We start from the raw sequence: 19,819 nt of genomic DNA, 5'->3' as shown, positions 1-19,819 counted from the left end.
TAATTGGGTCAACAGGTAAAAGATGAGTAATTTTACTCATTGACAATAGTGCTTTTAGCTTAACTTGTGAGTAATGTCCCAAATCTACAAACACGGCTTTTCCGTCTTCTGTAAAGTAGAAAAGTACCCTTTCGTCGTAATCTACGCTAAAGCTCCAAAACTCCTTGAGCCTACCGGACAATTTATGAGTTTTTAAGCTTGGTTCAAACGGCTCTCTGATGAACTGTTCCAGCTTTTGCCAAAACCTAGCCTCCAAATCAGCATCGCCTTTGATCCGCTTTTTGAAAGCACGCTTGAATGAAGAACTGAAACTGAGTTCCACGATTATTCTTCTATCATTAGTCTGAGTTCATTGATGTTAGCGAAAAATTCCAGTTCACCTTTTTGTTGTTCAATCTGCGCTGACTTAAAGTTTTGATACATCTCTTCGCGACGTTCTTCCCGGAGATATTGCTTCAACAACAGTTGAAGCTCTTGCTTTTCGTCAGTAGAAAGATTCTTGATCGTCTCGACCACATCACTGAAAGTCATAACTTAAAAAACCCTATTGTGCTGATTAGATTATAGCAAAAAATATCCTTTTAGTTGACTTTCGTTTCTCGTTACGCGACTCTGCCTCGTCTAAAAACAAGCAAAAAATCTCACTATTTACCATTATCAAACTTCCCAGATTCAGGAAACCTAGAATAATGAAAAGCAGCCAATAACGGATCTGATTTCTGATTCCCAATCAAATCCGCCAACAATTTAGCCGTCACCGGAGCTAACAAGATGCCATTGCGATAATGCCCCGCAGCCAGTGTCAAATTATCCCAAACACTAGAACCTAAAATCGGCAACTCATCGGTCGTTGCCGGTCGAAATCCCCACCAAAACTCCAGAATCGGATAATTTTCTAATGCGGGATATAACTTAATCGCTCCTGCTAGCAAACTTTGCATTCCCGCCGGCGTATTTCCAGGGGTAAAATCCACATTTTCGCTAGTAGCGCCTATAATAATTCTGCCATCTTGACGCGGCACAATATAAATGCCTGTTCCGAATAAAACTGTTTGCAGCGGCTGTATCACTCCACTATTTTCTGGTACGCATACTGACAGCATTTGCCCCTTTATTGGATAAACAGGAATATTCAATAATTTCTCAGACCAAGCACCCGCAGCCAAAACATAACGGTCAGCTTGTAATTTTCCTGCCGTTGTTTCCACTCCAAAAACTCGGTTTTTCTGCCGAATTATTTCCTCTGCACTGCCTTGAATAATATCTATTTTTAATTCTTTACTTGCAACTTGAAGCGTCCGAAATAAAGCGCGGTTGTCAACTTGAGCGTCGTCAGGATACCACCAACCGCCAATTACTTCTTGACCCAATCCCAATTGATGTTGGCGAACAGCATCTCTGTCCAACCATTGATAATTAAGGCTTGACAAAAGCGGCTTTTCTTGAGGCTCATTTTGACACACGGGCGCGAGAATTCCCGATCGCCAATATCCCGTTTTCAATCCGGTAATATCTTCTAGCCGTTCCACCCAGGCGGGATACAGTGCGCGACTTTGCAAGCACAAATCCAGCATCGGACTGGGAGAAATTCGTTCGGCTTGTGGGGCAAGCATTCCGGCGGCAGCCCGGGCCGTCGGTTGTTTAGAATCGGCGGTGAGAACAGCGACAGATGCCCCTCGCAATTTCAGTTCTACTGCTAGGGAAAGACCAATTATTCCGCCGCCAATAATTAGAATATCTTGAGATGAATTCATTAACTTTTATATGGACTTTCTGGCTTTTTTTACCTCTTGGCTTTCTTTATGGTAAGGTGCCGCGCGTGCACCTTACAGTTAGAATTCTTGCGCAAGTCTTACATATTATCTTGCCAGGCGATCGTCCTATCTGCCTTTCTTAACAAAAAATCTAGGCTTGTGGTTTCCAGACAGTTTCAGAACCCTGGCCCCAGAAACCGTCATATTTTGTCACCTTAATATCGCCTAAAACCTTGGTTTGGCAGGACAAACGGCGGTTGGATGCAGGAGAATGGGGAGGAACCGAAAGTCGGGCTTTTTCGCGCCACTCGGACTCGGAAACTTCGCCCTCGACGCTTACGGCGCAGGTGCCGCAAGTGCCGAGGCCGTGGCAGTTGATGACTTTGGCGTTGCCGTTGTAGAGATCGATGCCGTTTTTGAGCAAAACTGCACGGAGATTGGCTCCGCGATCGCACTCAAATGTTTTTCCTTGCGCTTGTACCTTGACCACAGTAATTTACCTCGGTTAGATTTATGTTAATTTTCATATATATTATCGCATTAATTACAAATAAATTCATCTAATATAGTAAGTGATATATTACCAATTTCTCGATTGCAATTTCCCATGACAAATCGGCTCTGGATCTACGATACCACGCTGCGAGACGGTGCTCAGTGCGAAGGACTCTGCTTATCTCTCGAAGATAAACTGCGAATTGCTCGGCAGTTAGACAGTTTAGGAATTCCCTTTATTGAAGGCGGCTGGCCGGGGGCGAATCCTAAAGACGTACAATTTTTTTGGCGGCTCAAAGAACAGCCCCTAACTCAAGCAGAAGTTGTAGCTTTTTGTTCGACTAGGCGGCCGGGAACTACGGCAGCTAATGATGAAATGTTGCAGGCTATTTTGTCCGCCGGTACTCGTTGGGTGACGCTGTTTGGCAAGTCGTGGGATTTGCACGTTATTGAAAGTTTGAAGACGACGCTAGAAGAAAATCTGGCGATGATTCGAGATACAATTGAATATTTGCGCAGTCAGGGAAGGCGCGTTATTTACGATGCCGAACACTGGTTTGACGGCTACAAGCACAATCGAGACTATGCTATTAAAACTTTAGAAGTAGCGGCGGCTGCCGGTGCAGAATGGTTGGTACTTTGCGATACTAACGGCGGTACTTTGCCTCACGAAGTCAGTCAGGTTGTTCGCGATGTGGCAGAAATAGTAGAAAGTTGGGATATTTCTGAATCGGAAATTCACCCCCCCCAATTCCCCCTGATTAAGGGGGGGAGAAAGTCTAAAATTCAACTGGGAATTCACACTCACAACGACTCGGGAGTTGCGGTTGCTAATGCTTTGGCTGCGGTGCGGGAAGGAGTGAGGATGGTACAGGGAACTATTAACGGTTACGGCGAACGCTGCGGCAATGCCGATTTATGTTCTTTGATTCCAAATGTTCAGCTCAAGTTGGGTTATGATTGCATTCAAGACGAGCAATTAGTTAGATTAACTCAAGTAAGTCGATCGATCAGCGAAATTGTCAATCTTGCTCCCGACGATCGTGCTCCTTTTGTAGGCCTTTCGGCTTTTGCTCACAAAGGCGGAATTCACGTATCGGCGGTTGAGAAAAATCCACTGACTTACGAACATTTGGAACCGGAAAAAATCGGCAACACACGGCGAATTGTGATTTCGGATCAAGCGGGTTTGAGCAATGTTTTGGCGAAGGCTCGCGCTTTTGGCATTGAGCTCGATCGCAAAAATCCTGCTTGCCGCCAAATTCTGGAAAAATTGAAAGATTTGGAAAGTCAGGGATATCAATTTGAGGGTGCTGAGGCGTCTTTTGAATTGTTAATGCGCGAAGCCTTGGAACAACGCCCGCCGTGGTTTGAAATTAAGGGTTTTCAAGTCCACTGCGATAAAATTGGCGAAGATTGTACGGCTTTGGCCACGGTCAAATTGTCAGTAAACGGTACAAATATCTTGGAAGCTGCCGAAGGAAACGGCCCGGTTGCGGCTTTGGATGCGGCTTTGCGGAAAGCTTTGGTGAATTTTTATCCGGCGATCGCGCATTTTTACCTGACAGACTACAAGGTGCGAATTCTAGACTCCGGTGCGGGTACTTGTGCTAAAACTCGCGTTTTATTGGAATCGAGCAACCGCCAGCAGCGGTGGACAACTGTGGGGGTTTCTACTAATATTTTGGATGCTTCTTGTCAGGCTGTTGTTGAAGGTTTGGAGTACGGTTTGCTGCTGGAAAATCAAGAGGCGATCGCCCTAGTTTGCCGGGTACATTGATCTAGTAGAAAATAGCCAACAAAAACCGGGCAGGCAGGATGCCCACCCCACAATAAAAATCACTCTTTGTGGAACAGGCATCTTGCCTGTTCTTGAGAATGGTGCAAAATGTGAGATGAAAAAGAGGCGATCGTTCTGAAAAATATGCGGGAGTTAGTTTATGGCGAATAACTTATCAATTCCAGAAGATTATTATGATTTTCTGCGGGAACTTAAGGGACGTATTTTGCAAGCTCAAGTGCGGGCTGTGATTTCGGTCAACCGCGAATTAGTATTGCTTTACTGGCAAATTGGACGGGATATTTTAAACCGACAACAGCAGCGAGGATGGGGAGCCAAAATTATAGACAATTTAGCTGCTGACTTGCAAAAAGCTTTTCCTGAGATGAAGGGTTTTTCACCTCGCAATCTAAAATATATGAGAAGTTTTGCGGAAACTTACCCGGATGAACAATTTGTGCAACAGGTTGTTGCACAAATTCCTTGGGGGCATAATCTTCGTATTCTTGATGCTGTGAAAGTTCCCGTTGAGCGTGAGTGGTACATTCGCCAAACTATCGAGCAAGGATGGAGTCGAAATGTGTTAGTTCATCAGATAGAAAGCGGGCTGTATCGGCGACAAGGGAAAGCTGATACTAACTTCTCTCGCACTCTCCCCAACCCGCAATCTGAACTGGCGCAGCAGTTGTTGAAAGATCCTTATAATTTTGATTTTATCAGTTTAGGCAAGGAAGCACAAGAGAGAGAATTAGAGAAGGCTTTAATAGATCGCATCCGCGATTTTTTGCTAGAGTTGGGCGTGGGGTTTGCTTTTGTGGGCAGTCAATCGATTTTAGATTGTAGATTTTAGATTTTAGATTGACCCCACGGATCAATGCGGGGGCTTGAGGATTTTCGATTTTCGATTTGGGATTGATTCCACGGATAAATCCGGGGGGCTTGTACCATCAAGAAATTCTTGGTCAGTATCATCTGGAGGTTGAAGGGGAAGATTTTTATATTGATTTATTGTTTTATCATTTACGCTTACGGTGTTTTGTGGTAATTGATTTGAAGGTGGAAGCGTTTAAGCCGGAGTTTTCTGGGAAGATGAGTTTTTACGTTTCGGCGGTAGATGATTTGCTGAAACACCGGGATGATATGCCGACTATTGGGATAATTTTGTGTAAAAACAAAAAACAGAAGATTGTCGAATATGCTTTGCGGGATATGAATAAACCGATCGGCGTTTCGACTTATCAATTGCGGGAGGCTTTGCCGGATCAGTTACAGGGAAGTTTGCCGACTGTTGAGCAGTTGGAAGCTGAGTTAGAGGCAGTAGAAATTGAAATTGACGAGGAATGATAAAAGGCGAGCGCTAGATTAAACCGCTAGATTAATATTAAAAACAGGCTTAAATGCTATCAAAACAATTTTTAGTAAATTTGTAAGGTAGGTTCTTGAATAACCCACCGTACAAATTTACAAATCTGTTCAAGGATGCAAAAACTCTAAATGGTCTCCTGAAATCGATCGCAATTTTGCAGCCGACCCTTGCATTTTCAACCTGCCGCGTTCTAACATGATAATCCAATCGGCGCGATCGATCACTCGCGGCCTGTGACTGATAAAAATCGTGGTTTTCCCCTGCCGGTACATCAACAATTGTTCTAAAACTTCCGCTTCGCTTGCGGGGTCAAGCCCTGCGGTAGATTCGTCTAAAATCAATATTGGCGGGTTGTTGAGAATGGCGCGGGCGATCGCCAATCTCTGTCTTTGTCCGCCAGAAATATTCGCTCCAAACTCCCCTAAAACTGTTTGATATTTATCAGGCAATTGGCTAATAAATTCATCCGCGCCCGCAATTTTACACGCTTTCACAATCTGTTCAAAGCTGATATCTGGACTGCCCAACCGAAAATTATCCATAATCGATCGGCTCCAAAAATGCGCTTCTTGAGGAACCAAAACCACCTGCTGTCTGAGACTGTCGAGAGACAAATCCTGCAAGTTGTAACCGCCAATTCTAATATTACCCGATTGCAGCGGATACAGACCAGCAATTACTTTTGCTAGGGTACTTTTTCCGCAGCCGGAATAGCCGATTAAAGCAATTGCTTGACCGCCGGGAAACGTGACAGAAAAATTTTCCAGCAAATCCAGTCTGCCCGGATAATGAAAATTCACTGCGTTACAAGTAATATTGTCCTGATTCTGAATGGTTACAAAAGGTTTATTCGTATCGTTTTTAGTTTCCGGTGCAGCGTCGATGACTTCCGACAGGCGTTGAGTAGCTGTCTGGACGCGAGTCATTTCATCAGTAAATCCGACTAAGGAAGTCACCCAAGTAGTAACGTTTTGATTCATGCTAATAAACGCTAGCAACTGACCGATACTCAATACTTTGTCAATCACCAAACCGCTGCCCAACCACAGCAGAGTAATGCTGCCGGCAGAGGCAATAAAACCGGAAAATATATTGTTGAGAATGCCAATTTGCGTAGTGCGGAAAGTCAGCTTTGCTAAGCGGCCGAAGCGGCTTTGAAATTCTTCCCAAAGTTGCTGGCCGCTGCTGGTACTTTTGACAGTCAGCGCGCCTTTAAAAGTTTCTACTAAAACGCCTTGAGTTTCTGCTTCCAGCACCAATAAACTGCGCGTTTTGTGCTGCAATGCGGGCAGAAAGACCACTGTAGAGGCTGTCATTAACAGAGCTATAACTGTAGCTGCCAGCGTCAGTTCCTTGCTGTAGAAGAGCATAAAAACAAAAGAAACTACAGCTATAAAAAATTGACTGGGCAAGCTGATAGCGACTTGAGAAACTAATTTATTGATTTCTTGGATATCTTGTAATCTACTGATAATTTCGCCGCTGCGTCTGGTTTCGTAAAAACTCAAAGGCAGTCGCAGGAATTTGCGCGCGAATTCCATGACTAATCCCAACTCTAAACGCTGGGAAAACTGAGCAATTAAGTTTGACTGTACTAATCCTAAACTGCTGCTAAAAAGGTTCGTAACTATAACTGCGATCGCCACACTTGCCAGGAGTTGTGTGTCGCCCCGCACCAGGATGTCGTCGGTGAGCAGTTGAACTAGAAAAGGCGAAGCAATCGACAGCAAACCCAACACCACATTCAGCAAAAATGCTTCTATTAAAATCTGGCGGTAAATCCCAATCCGGCGCATCCATTTTTCTAAGGAATTGGCGGGCGGTTGACCCTCGGCTGCCGCAAAAAACCGCTCCGCATCGGGTTCTACTAGCAAGCACAGCCAATCTGTCCAAGCTGCTGCTAATTCTGCTTTAGAAACATAGCGCATACCGACGGCTGGATCGCCGATCGCATATTTGTTGCCCTGCTTTCCGTACAAAACAACCCAGTGATAGCCGTTCCAGTGAATAATGGCCGGTAAAGGCGCTTCCTCAATTTGGTCTAAAATAGCAGCCGCGGCTCGCACGGAGCGAGCATTAAAGCCGATCGCCTCACCGCCTTGTTTCAAGCCCAGTAAAGTCGTCCCTTGCTGGCCAGTACCGACAAATTCTCGCAAACGGCTAATTGTAAAATTCTGTCCGTAAAATTTGGCAATCGAAGCCAGACAAGCCGCGCCGCAATCTTCTTCGCTCTGCTGGAGCACAACCTGATATTTCCTCAACCTGTTTACTTGTCCGAAGAAAGGCATTTCTCGGATAAAAGGAATGTTCTTTAACATTTGGCAAAATGAATAATGAGTAGAGCCTAATGAACATTACCTCTCACCGAGCAGCCAATCAGAACAAAGCACCCATAAACTTATGGGTGCTTTATTAATTCACATCAACAGATCGAGCCCAATTGACAGCACTACACTTTACCAGTAGCGGTAGACTACTCTAAAGGAGCCGTCGCAATTCCGGCGGTACACGACGTGACGCGTCGGACGGTAACAGTTTCGATAGGTATAGTGACCGCCGTTGACGCTAGCTGATTCTTCAGGGGTGAGTTCAGCAAACAGTGAATCGTCCTGTGTTTCTTTCATGATTTGACTCCGTTTAAGTTAATAAAATTGCAGGGAAACTAGAAATATTATTTAATTTCTAGAACCTCGTTTAAATACTGACAACTACTTCGGGTAGTGCTGTGCCATCTCCGGAATATTACGAACTTGTTTCAAGCCCAGTAAAGTCGTCCCTTGCAGGCCCGTACCGACCAATTCTCGCAAGCAGCTAATTGTAAAATTCTGTCCGTAAAATTGGGCGATCGAAGCCAGACAAGCCGCGCCGCAATCTTCTTCGCTCTGCTGGAAACCTGATATTTCATCAACCTGCTTACTTGTCCGAAGAAAGGAATTTTTCTGATCAAAGGAATGTTCTTTAACATTTGGCAAAATGAATAATGAGTAGAGCCTAATGAACATTACCCCTCACCGAGTAGCCAATCAGAACAAAGCACCCATAAACTTATGGGTGCTTTATTAATTCACATCAATAGATCGAGCCCAATTGACAGCACTACACTTTACCAGTAGCGGTACACAACTCTGAAGGAGCCGTTGCAATTCCGGCGGTACACGACGTGACGCGTCGGACGGTAACAGTTTCGATAGGTATAGTGACCGCCGTTGACGCTAGCTGATTCTTCAGGGGTGAGTTCAGCAAACAGTGAATCGTCCTGTGTTTCTTTCATGATTTGACTCCGTTTAAGTTAATAAAATTGCAGGGAAACTAGAAATATTATTTAATTTCTAGAACCTCGTTTAAATACTGACAACTACTTCGGGTAGTGCTGTGCCATCTCCGGAATATTACGGATAAATGTTCAAAATTTACCCGATCGCACAACCTGACTCAGCGATCTAAACCACTAGGGTTTTGTAAGGGCGATTGCGGCTCGGATCGTAGAGATAAAGCTGGCTCGGCTGCGGCAGGAAAAACAGCATAGTGGCCCCATCGCGGCTGCTGTTCTGGGTTTCGCTGTTGCTGTAAGCGCCGCTGACACCGCTGCTAATGCTGCCACCGCTGACAGTAGCAGACTCTCGATCGGTTAGTTCGGTGAAGAGTGAAGGTTGTTGATTTTTTGGCATGAAGAACTCCTATTAATACCTATGTACTTACTTACTTACTACCTACGCATTGAAAAACCCGGTAACAGCGCCAAAACTCTTTGCTGAAACGCCATATTTTCATAAGTGTTGCCCGCTGGCTTCACTCCTGTTGATGTTTCGGGAAGTTTGCGGGTGGTAACGGCAAAGCTGTACGGATTTTTACATTTACCCTGTGAATTTTGATTGAGACTTCTAAACATATTCTTGGTTTCCGGAAAGCTGATAATAAACGTGACAAAAGAAATAAGCGCTCGATCGGTCCCTCTCCCCCAACTCAAAACTCAAAACTCAAAACTATTCCCCTCTCCCCCTTGCCGCCATGTCTCTCACTCCCGAACCCACACCCGCTGAAATTTTTGATAACGACCAGTTTTTGCCCCCTGTCAGCCGCTGGACGACTTTGGGGGGCATTTTGATGGTGGCCACCTTTGGCGGGGCGATCGCCCTCGCTAGCGTCACCAAATACAGCGCTACAGTCAAAGCAGACGCGATCGTCCGTCCCGCAGGAGAAGTGCGCGTCGTGGAAGCAGCCACCGAAGGAACCGTCGAAAGCATTGCTGTCAGCGAGAATCAGACAGTAAAAGAAGGAGATGCGATCGCAGTTGTAGACGCTTCGCGTTTGGACGCTCAAAAAAAGCAGTTACAAGAAATAATTAATCAGTCTCAAACAGCAGCACAGCAAATCAACCAGCAACTGGGGGACTTAGAAAATCAAATTTTGGCCAGCGCCCAATTTAAAGGCATCCCAAGTGAAAGTTCCGCCCAACAGGAATTAATCGAATCGGCTTTAGTAAAATTCGCCACATCGCAGCCGGATGTCGCCGAAAGACTCGGCCGAAGTCGGCGGGTTTTGCTCGTCAAGCGATCGTCCATTCAACAACAATTGATTCAAGCTAAAAAAGAGGTAAATCAAATTGAGTTAAAACTCGAAAATAGCGTGATCCGCGCGCCCGCTGATGGTACAATTCTGAGATTGGAAGTACGAAATACTGGTCAAACCGTACAAGCCGGCAGCGCGATCGCCCAAATCGTCCCCAGCGACGTACCCCTGGTAGTCAAAGCCAAAGTGACATCCCAAGACATCGCTCGCATCCAAATCGGCCAACCCGTACAGATCAGGATTTCGGCTTTGCCTTTCCCCGATTACGGCACATTAAAAGGAACCGTCAGCGAAATCGCCCCAGATGCGATCGCCACTCAAAATCCCACTAATAATTTACGTACAGCTTATTACGAAGTAGCAATTAAGCCCCAACAAACTTATTTAACAAAACTCAAATCCGCCAGCGGCCAATTCTTCGCAACCCCCCAAGCCAACGTCCCCCGCCAGTATTCCATTCAATCGGGAATGGAGGGCAGAGCCGATATTATTACCGGGCAAGAAACTGTTCTGACATTTGTTTTGCGCAAAGCAAGGTTGCTGACAGATTGGTAATGAGTCAACAGTCATTGGGCATTAGCCTGTATAGTGCGTCAGTCTTGAGGTTAGTCTGAAAAATTTGGATTTTACCGACTGACGCACCTTACCTAAAAATAGGGTCTAAAGCCTCGTCCTTCGCTTGACGGCTTTTTCTTGATCTTAAGGCTTCTAATAAGCTCCCGCGAGAGCATCTGATTTCGATCTGCCGGGTGATTCGCAATAAGATTCTAGCTTCTCAAACTCTTCATCAGTCAGCCTAAAAAATACGCTCTTTTTTATGGCAAAGTATATCTAGACGATCTACAATAATAGCATGAAAACATTGAATTTTAAGCTATATCAAAGCAAGCGGAATAGACACCTCAAGCGAAGTATCAATGCTGCCGGGGTGATCTACAACCATTGCATTGCACTCCATAAACGGTACTACCGGATGTGGGGAAAGCATTTGAATTGTGCAAAACTTCAATCGCATATTGCCAAACTGAGAAAGCGTAAAGCGTTCTGGCAAACGGTCGGCTCTCAAGCAGTGCAGGATATCTGCCAACGCATCTCGATCGCCTACCAACTGTTTTTTAAGCATCACCAGAAAGGAGTTAGACCGCCCGGATTCAAGAAAGTTCGCAGATACAAATCGTTCACTCTCAAGCAAGCTGGCTACAAATTCTTAGGCGGCAATCGAATTAAGATTGGGAATCGCGTTTATCAGTATTGGAATTCCAGAGAGATAGAGGGGACGGTCAAGACGTTAACCATTAAACGCACGACATTAGGAGAGCTATTTATGGTTGTGGTCGTTGACAGCGTTGAAGAACCTGAAACCAAAGTCGAGACGAGTAGAATCGCTGGCGCAAGATTTCGGCTTAAAAACGTTTCTCACCTGCTCAGATGGAACGAAAATCGAATCACCGCAATTTCTGAAACAGTCCCTCAACGCTATTAAGAAAGCAAATCGTCAGCATTCCAAAAAACGGAAAGGGTCAGCCAACCGTCCAAGAGCAAGACTCAATCTAGTTCGCAAGCACTCCTGATGTAGTGAATCGTCGCTCTGATTGGTTCTGGAAATTGGCTCACGAACTAACTGATAAGTTCGATATGCTGTGCTTTGAGACGTTGAATCTAAAAGGAATGCAACGACTTTGGGGACGTAAAATCTCAGACCTTGCATTCGGCGAATTTCTCCAAATTCTCGAATGGGTTGCCAAGAAAAAAAATAAGCAGGTGATCTTCGTCGATCAGTGGTATCCATCCTCTAAGACTTGCAATCATTGTGGACACCTCCTAAAAAAGTTGGATTTGAATACGAGAGAATGGCGATGTCCGTCCTGTCAGAACGTGAACGACAGAGACGAGAATGCAGCTAAGAATAACTTGCTGGTTTTTCTTGGCATCAACCGTTAAGTTAGGCGATGTTAGACAGGCTATGCCTGCAATCGCTGTCTGAGCTTAGAATCCCCCGTGATAAGAGCCGGGGGAGTATGTCAATTTATATTTGTTCTTTGTTTGACATTTGGCGATCGTAGGTATAGTGTAGATTGTAGTAGATGCCACTGTCAACTATCTTAATCCACAAATCCAAAAGTTAATGTAACGTCATAAGCTGGTAACTAACCACTAACCAACTCGCAACCAATGGGGAAGTACAGGCGACCTAGAATTAATTTCGTTTTGGATGAGGATATTAGAGACGACTTAACGGTATGGGCTAAGGAGGAAGGACGCACTATGAGCAATCTTGTAGAGCGAATTGTGACAGCCGCAGTTCAAGGAAAGCGGAACAGTCACGCAAACCAAAACCCGCTCACCCAGCAAGATCGAGCGGAAAAAGGAGGCACTAGCAAATAGATCGACAGGTGTCTAGTATTTAAAACAGTCACAAACCTAGTAGAACCAGAACCGTCAGAACCAGAAAACATACACAGCGCTACTGACCCGGAGAAGTGCCGGGATATGGGGCGCAAGTACAGATGGAGGTTGAAGCGTATGGAACAAACAAACGATCGCATTCTCAAGGTCAATTGCGTGTTTTATGGCGAACAAACCTCTTTTGAGGACAGTCGTTTTGGAGATACCGACGATGAATGAAACTTGGATAGTCTTTAAAGCTGAATCACTCTGGGCCCATGGCTGGGAAGAACGCAAGCTACTGCCCGTCGGTGGCTTGACCGATATTTTGGCAACAGAGTGGGACTTTTCGGGGAAATTGCCTCAAATCGGCGATCGCGTGCGAGAGTATGCAAACCTCGAAGATCCCGGCAACGGAATCACCCACGGTCGAGATGGAAACTGGATTGTTAAGAGTATCCACCAGTTCTCTTCGAGCGACACAAACCTGTGCATCGCGGTATGTTATTGCGCTTATGAACCCGTTGAGTCTAAATGGGTTGAATTAAACCGAGGAAAGCCTGTTAATGAGATTTTGCAACCCGCTGAAATTGGGTAGAAATCTCAGTCTTTCTGATTAATTATCTTAAGTCCGCGAAGGCGGACTTTGTTTGATAATACGGGGTTTAAACCGCGCCAGTCAATCGATTTTAGATTTTAGATTTTAGATTTTAGATTGACCCCACGGATAAATGTGGGGGCTTGAGGATTTTCGATTTTCAATTTGGGATTGATTCCACGGATAAATCACGTGGCGGGTACCACCTTTGAAATTCTTGGTCATCAAGGCGGTAACTGCAATTGCCAATCTCAAATCTCCCATCTCAAATTTCCAATCAGTATACCAGTATTCCAAGTAAAAAGAGCCGTTATTTGGCAGAATCGTCCCTGCGCCGAAGCGATAGAGATTCCCGAATTACCCGAATTTTTTGTAAATTTTAACGAAGAGGCTCTGAAATTGAAATAACGTGTCAATATAGAAATGTGAGTTCAATTCTATTCTTTCGTCATGGGCAAACAGCGCGTTCTTTCAGGAGTTCAGCCAACCGGCAATCTTCACCTCGGCAATTATCTCGGTGCAATTCGCAATTGGGTAGAAGGTCAAAGTCAGTACGAAAATTACTTCTGCGTAGTCGATTTGCACGCAATTACCGCACCGCACAATCCAGCAACTCTAGCCTCCGACACTTACACGATCGCCGCACTCTATTTAGCTTGCGGCATCGACTTAGAATATTCTACTATTTTCGTGCAATCCCACGTCTCGGCGCACACAGAACTAGCATGGCTGCTCAACTGTATTACGCCGATTAACTGGCTCGAAGATATGATTCAGTTTAAAGAAAAAGCAGTTAAACAAGGCGAAAATGTCAACGCAGGCTTGCTAAATTATCCCGTGTTGATGGCAGCAGACATTTTGCTTTACGATGCCGACAAAGTGCCAGTGGGAGAAGACCAAAAACAGCATTTGGAACTCACCCGCGATATTGTCATCAGATTAAATCACCTATTCGGCACACCCGAAAAGCCAGTATTGAAACTTCCAGAACCGTTAATTAGGACTGACGGTGCGAGGGTGATGAGTCTGACTGACGGCACGCGCAAAATGTCGAAATCTGACCCTTCCGAACAAAGTCGAATTAATTTATTGGATTCGCCAGATACCATCGCCAAAAAAATCAAGCGCTGCAAAACAGATACCGTGCGGGGTTTGACTTTTGACGACCCCGACCGCCCCGAAGCTAGAAATTTGCTGACACTTTATCTCCTGCTTTCCGGCAAATCTAAGGAAGAAGTAGCAACCGAGTGTGAAAACATGGGTTGGGGAGAATTTAAACCCTTGCTAACAGAGACGACAATTAATGCCCTCAAACCAATTCAGGATAAATACAAGCAAATAATGGACGAGCCTGGATATTTAGAGGGTGTACTGCGGATCGGAAAGGAACAGGCAGAAACTATTGCCAACCAAACTCTAAATAAAGTTAAAACCGCTTTCGGTTATTCTCTGCCTAAGTAGTCTTCCTTATTCCTTCTTTTTACCCCCTCGCGACTCGTGCACAGCGCAGCCGCCCGCGTAGTCCCCGGGAAGTAAGTCGAAGGAATTTCTTCCTTCAACATCAGAAGGAACCCTCGATAATTAATCCGTGTATCCGTGTCAAAATCAGTGTCGTGCCTTCTTCCTTGAAATAACTATGAACCGTTTTCGCACCGCCTGCACCACCCCCGGAGAATTTATAATTACCGCCGAAGTTGCCCCGCCAAAAGGCGGCGATATAACTCACACAGTTCAAATGGCCCAACGCCTCAAAAACAGAGTTCACGCAATTAATATCACAGACGGGAGTCGGGCAGTTTTGGGAATGTGCCCCCTAGCAGTTTCGGCGATTTTATTGCAGCACGGAATTGAACCCATTTGTCAAGTTGCTTGTCGCGATCGCAATCAAATTAGCCTGCAAGCCGATCTCATGGGAGCCCACGCTTTAGGCATTCATAATATCTTGGCACTTACAGGCGATCCAGTCAAAGCGGGCGATCATCCTAAAGCAAAAAGTGTATTCGATTTTGAATCAGTGCGGCTGTTGCAAGCCATTCAAAAAATGAACTGCGGCAAAGACTGGAATGACAAAGCTTTAACAGACGGAGTTACCGATTTATTTGTCGGTGCTGCCGTCGATCCGCAATCCCCCAGTTGGTCTGGTTTGCAAAGTCGATTTGAGAAAAAAGTTGAGGCGGGAGCACAGTTTTTTCAGAGTCAATTAATTACAGATTTTGAAGTTTTTGATAAGTTTATGCAACAGATTGCTGCTGGCTGCAACAAGCCAATTTTAGCAGGAATCTTTCTGTTTAAATCAGCAAAAAATGCTGAATTTATTAAAAAATATGTGCCGGGAGTCCACATACCGCAAGAGACGATCGATCGTTTGGCAAAAGCTCCAGAACCCTTGCAGGAAGGCATAAAAATTGCGGCAGAACAAGTCAAGCTAGCGCGGCAGATTTGTCAAGGAGTTCACCTGATGGCTGTGAAGCGAGAAGATTTGATTCCTCAAATTTTGGACTTGGCCGGAATCGAACCGCTGAGCTAAAATTAACCGTAGGGGCGGGTTTTACCAACTATCAATGCCTAAAACTAACGCTCTCGTAAACCCGCCCACCCCCGCGCTATCATTTTGAACATCAATAAAACAATCATGCTTCAAACTGTAGACAATCCAACCACTTCTCCCGCAGTCGAACAACGTTTTACTTGGCGCGGTTTGACATGGCATCAATTCAAGGCAATTCAAACAGGCTTTGAAGAGGTTCCGGGGGTGGGATTATTTTACTGCGGTGGAGTGTTAGAAATTGTTGGGAAGATGGCACTCTAGAGCTTTACCATCTGCCAGAGGAAGGTTACGATCGCATTGCTAGCAGTGAAATACTGCCGGAGTTAGACTTGTCTTTGGTCAAACGCTGCATTTTGTTTGCTTCCCCTTTAGATGCGCTTGAGGAATTTTCTAGAGGAATGGGCGATCGGGAAAATTGAGCAATAAACTACTTTTGAAATTGCTCGATCGCTTGCAGGGTAATTAAAAGGGCGATTAAAACGCTGATTGCATAGGAGAAACTGGCTGTGACTGACTCAGAAATGCCTAATTTAGATAGCATTAAAACACTCGATACTCGCATTTGTGAAGTTACAGTTTACACCGATCGGGCTTTGGTGACGCGCCGCGGCACGGTGGCCTTGACGGGAAACGAGCGAGAATTGGCGATCGCCTCTCTCCCCGCAACCCTCGACACAGAGTCAGTCAGGGCCACGGGTGCGGGTATAGTTGCAGTGCGACTTTTGGGAGTGCGAACCGAAACAGTGTTTAGCAGCGAAGCAGTGGGCGATCGTACTGCCGAATTAACCCAACAAATCCAAGAATTAGAAACCCAAAAACGCGCCATTGACGTTCAAATCGCCTCGCGTAAAATTCAACTCAAATTTATCGAAAATTTGAGCGAAAAAAGTGTCGGTTCCTTTGCTAGCAGCATCGCTAAACAGCAGATTGGTTTGAACGAAACCGGGGAATTGGTCAACTTTTTAGGGAGTAATTATAAAAAATACGTAAGTGCGATCGCCCTATACGAAAGACAGCAGCGCGAAATAGACAAGCAAATAAAAGCTTTGAACCAGCAGTTGGGGCAAGTACAAACTCCCCATTCCCAGCAAAGCTTTAACATCATTGTTGCCATAGAACCCAGCGGCAGCGGCAATTTTGAACTAGAAGTTTCCTATGTAGTCATGCGAGCCCGTTGGATTCCCCTTTACGACTTGCGAGTCAACACTACCAACAACCAAATTAATCTCAATTACCTAGCCGAAGTAAATCAAAATACAGGCGAAGATTGGACGGGAGTAGCGCTGACTTTATCTACAGCAAAACCCGGAATGGGAACTTTGCCCCCAAAACTAGAACCCTGGTTTATCGATACTGTTCACCCAAAATCTGCTCAAACCCCAGAATTTATGAGAACACGAAGCCCAAAGACTGCGGAACCAGACAGGGCAGCGGCACCAGAGAGGGCATTTGCAATGATGGCTCTTAGTGATGCTGCTGCCGCACCCGAATCCATAGCAGCTCAAACCGCGACAGCAACAGTATCGAAAGAAGGCGGCACCGTCTCATTTCAAGTAGGGGGAAATACCAACATTCCCAGCGACGGCACGCCGCACAAAGTCACTGTTTTCAGCGAAAATTATCCGTTTCAACCTGAATATATAGCCGTTCCGCGATTAGTCAGTTTTGCCTATTTGCAAGCAGTTGTTGTGAATCCGCTGACAGGCGCAACTCTGCTTCCCGGTAAAGCAAATATCTTTCGCGACAATACTTTTGTCGGTACTGTGCATTTAGAAAATGTTTCCCCCGGGCAAGAATATAAAGTTAATTTAGGAATTGATGAACGGTTAAAAATAGAGCGGGAATTAGTGGAAAGACAAGTAGATAAAAAACTGATCGGCCAGCAGCGGCGCATGAGTTACGCTTATCGCTTAAATGTGACAAACTTGCATCAGGTGCAGGTAAACCTGACACTACAAGAGCAATTGCCAGTAAGCCGCAATGAACAAATTAAAGTGCGGTTGACTCTTACTAATCCGAAGATAGTAGCAGGTGAAATGGGGCTGCTAGAATGGATAATGTCTCTGCCACCGCAAGCAAAGCAAGAGTTATATTACCAGTTTGTTGTCGAACATCCTCCCGATTTAGCAGTCATCGGTTTAGATATTTAACACCAATCAGTTGTCAGTTGTCAGTTGCCAGGAATTACGTCTTCCTTGTTCCTTCGCCTATAAAGCAGCTTATTCCTTCCCGCCACAGGCCACCAATTTTTTCTGTATACACAACTGTTGAAACACTAAATCTGCTATTGATTCATAAGCTGGGGCTGTGGGGTGTACGCCATCCCGAAAATAACTTTCTACCCTCGTTTTCGGCAATTTTGACCAGCCTGCATGAGTGTCTATGACAGGAATTTTTAAAGCTTTTAGCCGATCGACAAACTCGGATTTAAACTTCGGCTGATTCGGTACGGGCAGTAAATCCGCTCGATCGCAAGTATACAACACAAACAAGGGAATATTCTTAGCTCGCACCAAAGCAACTATTTGCTCAAATCGCTGCATATTTTCCATAAACCGTTGTGATTCCGACACCGGCACTCCCGCCGCCGGAGAATTCGATACAAAAACACTTGACAATAGGGGCATAACGTGTTTTTCAAACACTTCTTGAATTGCCAATAACGGTTTGCGATTCAGCATCCGCGGGTGATTCCGCACCCCCGGGATGCTGCTTGGAGGTTGTAGCAAATCCTGAGTACCAATTTGCAAAATCACAGCATCGCTTTCAAAAGTGCCAAACTTGCGAATATATCCCAATTGATTGCCAATTCCCCAAGAACCGGCAGAAGCATTCAGCACCTCAACTTGCTTTTTTATGCCCAACAAACGCGCTTCAAACAATTCTGGAATAGTTTCTTTCTGATCCGTAGTATTATTACCGTTGAGAACCGAATCTCCTATCATCAAAATTCTGAGAGTACCTTCAGGCTTTGCTGAATCGATTTGTTCAGAACGCTGAGAAAATTGATTGTACTCAAGTCTATTGCCAAAGCGATATACAACTTGATTTGGTGCAAATACATAACCAGCATTCGCATCAGTTTGCAGCAAGGCAGGATTTCCGAATCCGAGCAAGCGCAAGGCAAGTTCTATCGCACTCAAAGAGGCGATCGCACAACCGGGAATCCAATACTTAGCTTTCAAAATTTTACCTGTAATTGGTAAACTGCAAAGCCACGGGATACTCTTCTTGCTTCAAGCGTTGAATCACCAACTGCAAATCATCCTTATCCTTAGCAGACACCCGCACTGCATCTCCTTGAATCGAACCTTGAATCTTCTTAAATTCATCGCGAATCAATTTAGTAATCTGTTTCGCGATTTCCTGACTGATCCCTTTTTTAAGTTTAATTTCTTGACGCACCCGACTGCCGCTAGCAGGTTCAACTTTACCGTAATCAAAAATTTTCAAAGATAAATTCCGCTTGGCGGCTTTAGTTTGCAAAACAGTGTGAATCGCATCGAGAGTAAATTCGCTGTCCGTATTGACAGTAATGGATTCTGCGCCCAATTCCACGGTAGTTTTGGTATCTTTCAAGTCGTAGCGGCTTTGAATTTCCCGCACTGTTTGGTCAACAGCGTTAACTAATTCTTGCCGATCGAAATCGCTGACAATATCAAATGAATAACTAGCAGCCATAAAAAATTAGTAATTGGTAATGGGTAATAGGGAATTGGGAATTGGGCATTGGCCCGCGCAGGGCATTGGCCAAACAGGGCAAACAGGGCATTGGGCATTGGGCATTGGGCATTGGGCATTGGTAATTGGTAATTGGCCCGCGCAGGGCATTCGGCATTAACAAATAACCAATAACTAATAACCAATAACCAATTACCAATAACCAATAACTACTGACAATTAGCTATTAACAGTCATCAAACTGAAATAGAATAAAGAAACAGTGCAAGAAGAACTAATCGCAAACATGAGCGATCGCGCCAGGGGCACATTCAGAATATAGAAAACCGAATACAACAACCGGGCGATCGTAAAAGCGATCGCAGCCCAACCCGCCACCTCCGAATCTACCCCCGTCACAAAAGCCATCAAAGCCGCCGCTGAAAACAGCATAAACGTCTCAAAGGAATTTTGGTGAGCCCAAGTTGCCCGCTGAGCGTAAGCAGGCAACCTCTCAAACATAGCGCGGGGGGCTGCTTGGTCGTAGCCTAGCTGCAAGCGGGCGATGGCAACCACCAAAAACGGTGCATAAACCAGCGCAGCAGCAGCAGCAATAGCATCAAGCAGAATAACCGACACAGGCAATCCCAACAGCATCATCCGC

At 45.2% G+C, this 19,819-nt stretch carries 25 protein-coding genes and 1 pseudogene; 12 read left to right on the top strand and 14 right to left on the bottom strand.

Annotated features, from left to right (window positions below; translation table 11 throughout):
- The 4 genes from QUB61_RS13320 to QUB61_RS13305 form a co-directional block, all read right to left on the bottom strand.
- The coding region (locus QUB61_RS13320; RefSeq protein WP_333128883.1) for a hypothetical protein at nucleotides 1–322 on the bottom strand (322 nt) is incomplete at its 3' end.
- 2 nt (nucleotides 323–324) lie between these two features.
- Nucleotides 325–531 carry a hypothetical protein gene (locus tag QUB61_RS13315; RefSeq protein WP_333128885.1) on the bottom strand — a complete coding sequence of 69 codons (207 nt, stop codon included), beginning with the start codon at nucleotides 529–531 and terminating at the stop codon, nucleotides 325–327.
- A 113-nt stretch (nucleotides 532–644) separates the two neighbouring features.
- A complete protein-coding gene (gene thiO / locus QUB61_RS13310) occupies nucleotides 645–1,754 on the bottom strand; it encodes a glycine oxidase ThiO (RefSeq protein WP_333128887.1) in 1,110 nt (369 codons plus the stop codon).
- A gap of 151 nt (nucleotides 1,755–1,905) precedes the next feature.
- Nucleotides 1,906–2,244: a 2Fe-2S iron-sulfur cluster-binding protein gene (locus QUB61_RS13305; protein WP_333128889.1), complete on the bottom strand. Its 339-nt coding sequence runs from the start codon at nucleotides 2,242–2,244 to the stop codon at nucleotides 1,906–1,908.
- A 117-nt stretch (nucleotides 2,245–2,361) separates the two neighbouring features.
- On the opposite strand from QUB61_RS13305, the gene cimA reads away from it, so the two are divergent.
- The 3 genes from cimA to QUB61_RS13290 all read left to right on the top strand — a co-directional run bounded on the left by cimA (nucleotide 2,362) and on the right by QUB61_RS13290 (nucleotide 5,373).
- Entirely contained in the window at nucleotides 2,362–4,029 is a 1,668-nt protein-coding gene (cimA, locus tag QUB61_RS13300; protein WP_333128891.1) for a citramalate synthase, read from the top strand.
- 160 nt (nucleotides 4,030–4,189) lie between these two features.
- Nucleotides 4,190–4,879 carry a PDDEXK nuclease domain-containing protein gene (locus QUB61_RS13295; protein ID WP_333128893.1) on the top strand — a complete coding sequence of 230 codons (690 nt, stop codon included), beginning with the start codon at nucleotides 4,190–4,192 and terminating at the stop codon, nucleotides 4,877–4,879.
- Nucleotides 4,880–4,935: 56 nt separating this feature from the next.
- A complete protein-coding gene (locus QUB61_RS13290; RefSeq protein ID WP_333128895.1) occupies nucleotides 4,936–5,373 on the top strand; it encodes a PDDEXK nuclease domain-containing protein in 438 nt (145 codons plus the stop codon).
- A gap of 129 nt (nucleotides 5,374–5,502) precedes the next feature.
- On the opposite strand, the gene QUB61_RS13285 is transcribed toward QUB61_RS13290, so the two are convergent.
- From QUB61_RS13285 to QUB61_RS13260, 6 genes and pseudogenes are all read right to left on the bottom strand, one after another.
- On the bottom strand, nucleotides 5,503–7,713 hold the full coding sequence (locus QUB61_RS13285) for a peptidase domain-containing ABC transporter (protein WP_333128897.1): 2,211 nt from the start codon (nucleotides 7,711–7,713) through the stop codon (nucleotides 5,503–5,505).
- A 138-nt stretch (nucleotides 7,714–7,851) separates the two neighbouring features.
- Complete coding sequence (locus QUB61_RS13280) at nucleotides 7,852–8,019, bottom strand: hypothetical protein (RefSeq protein WP_333189987.1); 168 nt, start codon at nucleotides 8,017–8,019, stop codon at nucleotides 7,852–7,854.
- Between the two features lie 126 nt (nucleotides 8,020–8,145).
- Nucleotides 8,146–8,360, bottom strand: a pseudogene (locus QUB61_RS13275) (cysteine peptidase family C39 domain-containing protein); the annotation flags it as partial.
- A 138-nt stretch (nucleotides 8,361–8,498) separates the two neighbouring features.
- A complete protein-coding gene (locus tag QUB61_RS13270; protein WP_333128903.1) occupies nucleotides 8,499–8,666 on the bottom strand; it encodes a hypothetical protein in 168 nt (55 codons plus the stop codon).
- 169 nt (nucleotides 8,667–8,835) lie between these two features.
- Nucleotides 8,836–9,063 carry a secretion protein HlyD gene (locus QUB61_RS13265; RefSeq protein ID WP_333128905.1) on the bottom strand — a complete coding sequence of 76 codons (228 nt, stop codon included), beginning with the start codon at nucleotides 9,061–9,063 and terminating at the stop codon, nucleotides 8,836–8,838.
- A gap of 38 nt (nucleotides 9,064–9,101) precedes the next feature.
- Nucleotides 9,102–9,284, bottom strand: coding sequence for a hypothetical protein (locus tag QUB61_RS13260; RefSeq protein ID WP_333128907.1), 183 nt, complete (start codon nucleotides 9,282–9,284; stop codon nucleotides 9,102–9,104).
- 119 nt (nucleotides 9,285–9,403) lie between these two features.
- On the opposite strand from QUB61_RS13260, the gene QUB61_RS13255 reads away from it, so the two are divergent.
- Nucleotides 9,404–10,519, top strand: coding sequence for an HlyD family efflux transporter periplasmic adaptor subunit (locus tag QUB61_RS13255; protein ID WP_333128909.1), 1,116 nt, complete (start codon nucleotides 9,404–9,406; stop codon nucleotides 10,517–10,519).
- A 319-nt stretch (nucleotides 10,520–10,838) separates the two neighbouring features.
- Here the strand turns inward: QUB61_RS13255 and QUB61_RS13250 are convergent, their stop codons facing one another.
- On the bottom strand, nucleotides 10,839–11,090 hold the full coding sequence (locus QUB61_RS13250; RefSeq protein WP_333128911.1) for a hypothetical protein: 252 nt from the start codon (nucleotides 11,088–11,090) through the stop codon (nucleotides 10,839–10,841).
- A gap of 202 nt (nucleotides 11,091–11,292) precedes the next feature.
- On the opposite strand from QUB61_RS13250, the gene QUB61_RS13245 reads away from it, so the two are divergent.
- The 8 genes from QUB61_RS13245 to QUB61_RS13210 all read left to right on the top strand — a co-directional run bounded on the left by QUB61_RS13245 (nucleotide 11,293) and on the right by QUB61_RS13210 (nucleotide 17,645).
- Nucleotides 11,293–11,535 (top strand): transposase, encoded by a 243-nt coding sequence (locus tag QUB61_RS13245; protein ID WP_333189986.1) that lies wholly within the window; start codon nucleotides 11,293–11,295, stop codon nucleotides 11,533–11,535.
- A gap of 4 nt (nucleotides 11,536–11,539) precedes the next feature.
- On the top strand, nucleotides 11,540–11,905 hold the full coding sequence (locus tag QUB61_RS13240) for a transposase (protein ID WP_333128913.1): 366 nt from the start codon (nucleotides 11,540–11,542) through the stop codon (nucleotides 11,903–11,905).
- A gap of 231 nt (nucleotides 11,906–12,136) precedes the next feature.
- Nucleotides 12,137–12,349: a ribbon-helix-helix domain-containing protein gene (locus QUB61_RS13235; protein ID WP_333128915.1), complete on the top strand. Its 213-nt coding sequence runs from the start codon at nucleotides 12,137–12,139 to the stop codon at nucleotides 12,347–12,349.
- A 232-nt stretch (nucleotides 12,350–12,581) separates the two neighbouring features.
- Nucleotides 12,582–12,947: a hypothetical protein gene (locus tag QUB61_RS13230; RefSeq protein WP_333128917.1), complete on the top strand. Its 366-nt coding sequence runs from the start codon at nucleotides 12,582–12,584 to the stop codon at nucleotides 12,945–12,947.
- 450 nt (nucleotides 12,948–13,397) lie between these two features.
- On the top strand, nucleotides 13,398–14,408 hold the full coding sequence (trpS, locus tag QUB61_RS13225) for a tryptophan--tRNA ligase (protein WP_333128919.1): 1,011 nt from the start codon (nucleotides 13,398–13,400) through the stop codon (nucleotides 14,406–14,408).
- A 175-nt stretch (nucleotides 14,409–14,583) separates the two neighbouring features.
- Nucleotides 14,584–15,474 carry a methylenetetrahydrofolate reductase gene (locus QUB61_RS13220; protein ID WP_333128921.1) on the top strand — a complete coding sequence of 297 codons (891 nt, stop codon included), beginning with the start codon at nucleotides 14,584–14,586 and terminating at the stop codon, nucleotides 15,472–15,474.
- Between the two features lie 105 nt (nucleotides 15,475–15,579).
- Nucleotides 15,580–15,756 (top strand): hypothetical protein, encoded by a 177-nt coding sequence (locus QUB61_RS13215; RefSeq protein WP_333128924.1) that lies wholly within the window; start codon nucleotides 15,580–15,582, stop codon nucleotides 15,754–15,756.
- Between the two features lie 245 nt (nucleotides 15,757–16,001).
- On the top strand, nucleotides 16,002–17,645 hold the full coding sequence (locus QUB61_RS13210; RefSeq protein WP_333128926.1) for a mucoidy inhibitor MuiA family protein: 1,644 nt from the start codon (nucleotides 16,002–16,004) through the stop codon (nucleotides 17,643–17,645).
- A 69-nt stretch (nucleotides 17,646–17,714) separates the two neighbouring features.
- Here the strand turns inward: QUB61_RS13210 and QUB61_RS13205 are convergent, their stop codons facing one another.
- From QUB61_RS13205 to QUB61_RS13195, 3 genes are all read right to left on the bottom strand, one after another.
- A complete protein-coding gene (locus QUB61_RS13205) occupies nucleotides 17,715–18,680 on the bottom strand; it encodes an SGNH/GDSL hydrolase family protein (protein ID WP_333128929.1) in 966 nt (321 codons plus the stop codon).
- A gap of 4 nt (nucleotides 18,681–18,684) precedes the next feature.
- Nucleotides 18,685–19,176 (bottom strand): YajQ family cyclic di-GMP-binding protein, encoded by a 492-nt coding sequence (locus QUB61_RS13200; protein WP_333128931.1) that lies wholly within the window; start codon nucleotides 19,174–19,176, stop codon nucleotides 18,685–18,687.
- Between the two features lie 219 nt (nucleotides 19,177–19,395).
- Entirely contained in the window at nucleotides 19,396–19,812 is a 417-nt protein-coding gene (locus tag QUB61_RS13195; RefSeq protein ID WP_333129034.1) for an MAPEG family protein, read from the bottom strand.
- Between the last annotated feature and the right edge of the window lie 7 nt (nucleotides 19,813–19,819).

This window comes from Microcoleus sp. C2D2 (assembly GCF_036702495.1).
GTDB lineage: Bacteria > Cyanobacteriota > Cyanobacteriia > Cyanobacteriales > Microcoleaceae > Microcoleus.
Note: the sequence above shows the minus strand (reverse complement) of the source record. Positions and strands in the feature narration are given on the sequence as shown.

Coding starts and splice junctions, on each gene's coding strand:
- QUB61_RS13220 (WP_333128921.1), top strand. CDS start 14,584: ATGAACCGTTTTCGCACCGCCTGCACCACCCCCGGAGAATTTATAATT.
- trpS (WP_333128919.1), top strand. CDS start 13,398: ATGGGCAAACAGCGCGTTCTTTCAGGAGTTCAGCCAACCGGCAATCTT.
- QUB61_RS13285 (WP_333128897.1), bottom strand. CDS start 7,713: ATGTTAAAGAACATTCCTTTTATCCGAGAAATGCCTTTCTTCGGACAA.
- QUB61_RS13280 (WP_333189987.1), bottom strand. CDS start 8,019: ATGAAAGAAACACAGGACGATTCACTGTTTGCTGAACTCACCCCTGAA.
- cimA (WP_333128891.1), top strand. CDS start 2,362: ATGACAAATCGGCTCTGGATCTACGATACCACGCTGCGAGACGGTGCT.
- QUB61_RS13195 (WP_333129034.1), bottom strand. CDS start 19,812: ATGCTGTTGGGATTGCCTGTGTCGGTTATTCTGCTTGATGCTATTGCT.
- QUB61_RS13270 (WP_333128903.1), bottom strand. CDS start 8,666: ATGAAAGAAACACAGGACGATTCACTGTTTGCTGAACTCACCCCTGAA.
- QUB61_RS13215 (WP_333128924.1), top strand. CDS start 15,580: ATGCTTCAAACTGTAGACAATCCAACCACTTCTCCCGCAGTCGAACAA.
- QUB61_RS13255 (WP_333128909.1), top strand. CDS start 9,404: ATGTCTCTCACTCCCGAACCCACACCCGCTGAAATTTTTGATAACGAC.
- QUB61_RS13230 (WP_333128917.1), top strand. CDS start 12,582: ATGAATGAAACTTGGATAGTCTTTAAAGCTGAATCACTCTGGGCCCAT.
- QUB61_RS13235 (WP_333128915.1), top strand. CDS start 12,137: ATGGGGAAGTACAGGCGACCTAGAATTAATTTCGTTTTGGATGAGGAT.
- QUB61_RS13315 (WP_333128885.1), bottom strand. CDS start 531: ATGACTTTCAGTGATGTGGTCGAGACGATCAAGAATCTTTCTACTGAC.
- thiO (WP_333128887.1), bottom strand. CDS start 1,754: ATGAATTCATCTCAAGATATTCTAATTATTGGCGGCGGAATAATTGGT.
- QUB61_RS13295 (WP_333128893.1), top strand. CDS start 4,190: ATGGCGAATAACTTATCAATTCCAGAAGATTATTATGATTTTCTGCGG.
- QUB61_RS13260 (WP_333128907.1), bottom strand. CDS start 9,284: ATGTTTAGAAGTCTCAATCAAAATTCACAGGGTAAATGTAAAAATCCG.
- QUB61_RS13200 (WP_333128931.1), bottom strand. CDS start 19,176: ATGGCTGCTAGTTATTCATTTGATATTGTCAGCGATTTCGATCGGCAA.
- QUB61_RS13265 (WP_333128905.1), bottom strand. CDS start 9,063: ATGCCAAAAAATCAACAACCTTCACTCTTCACCGAACTAACCGATCGA.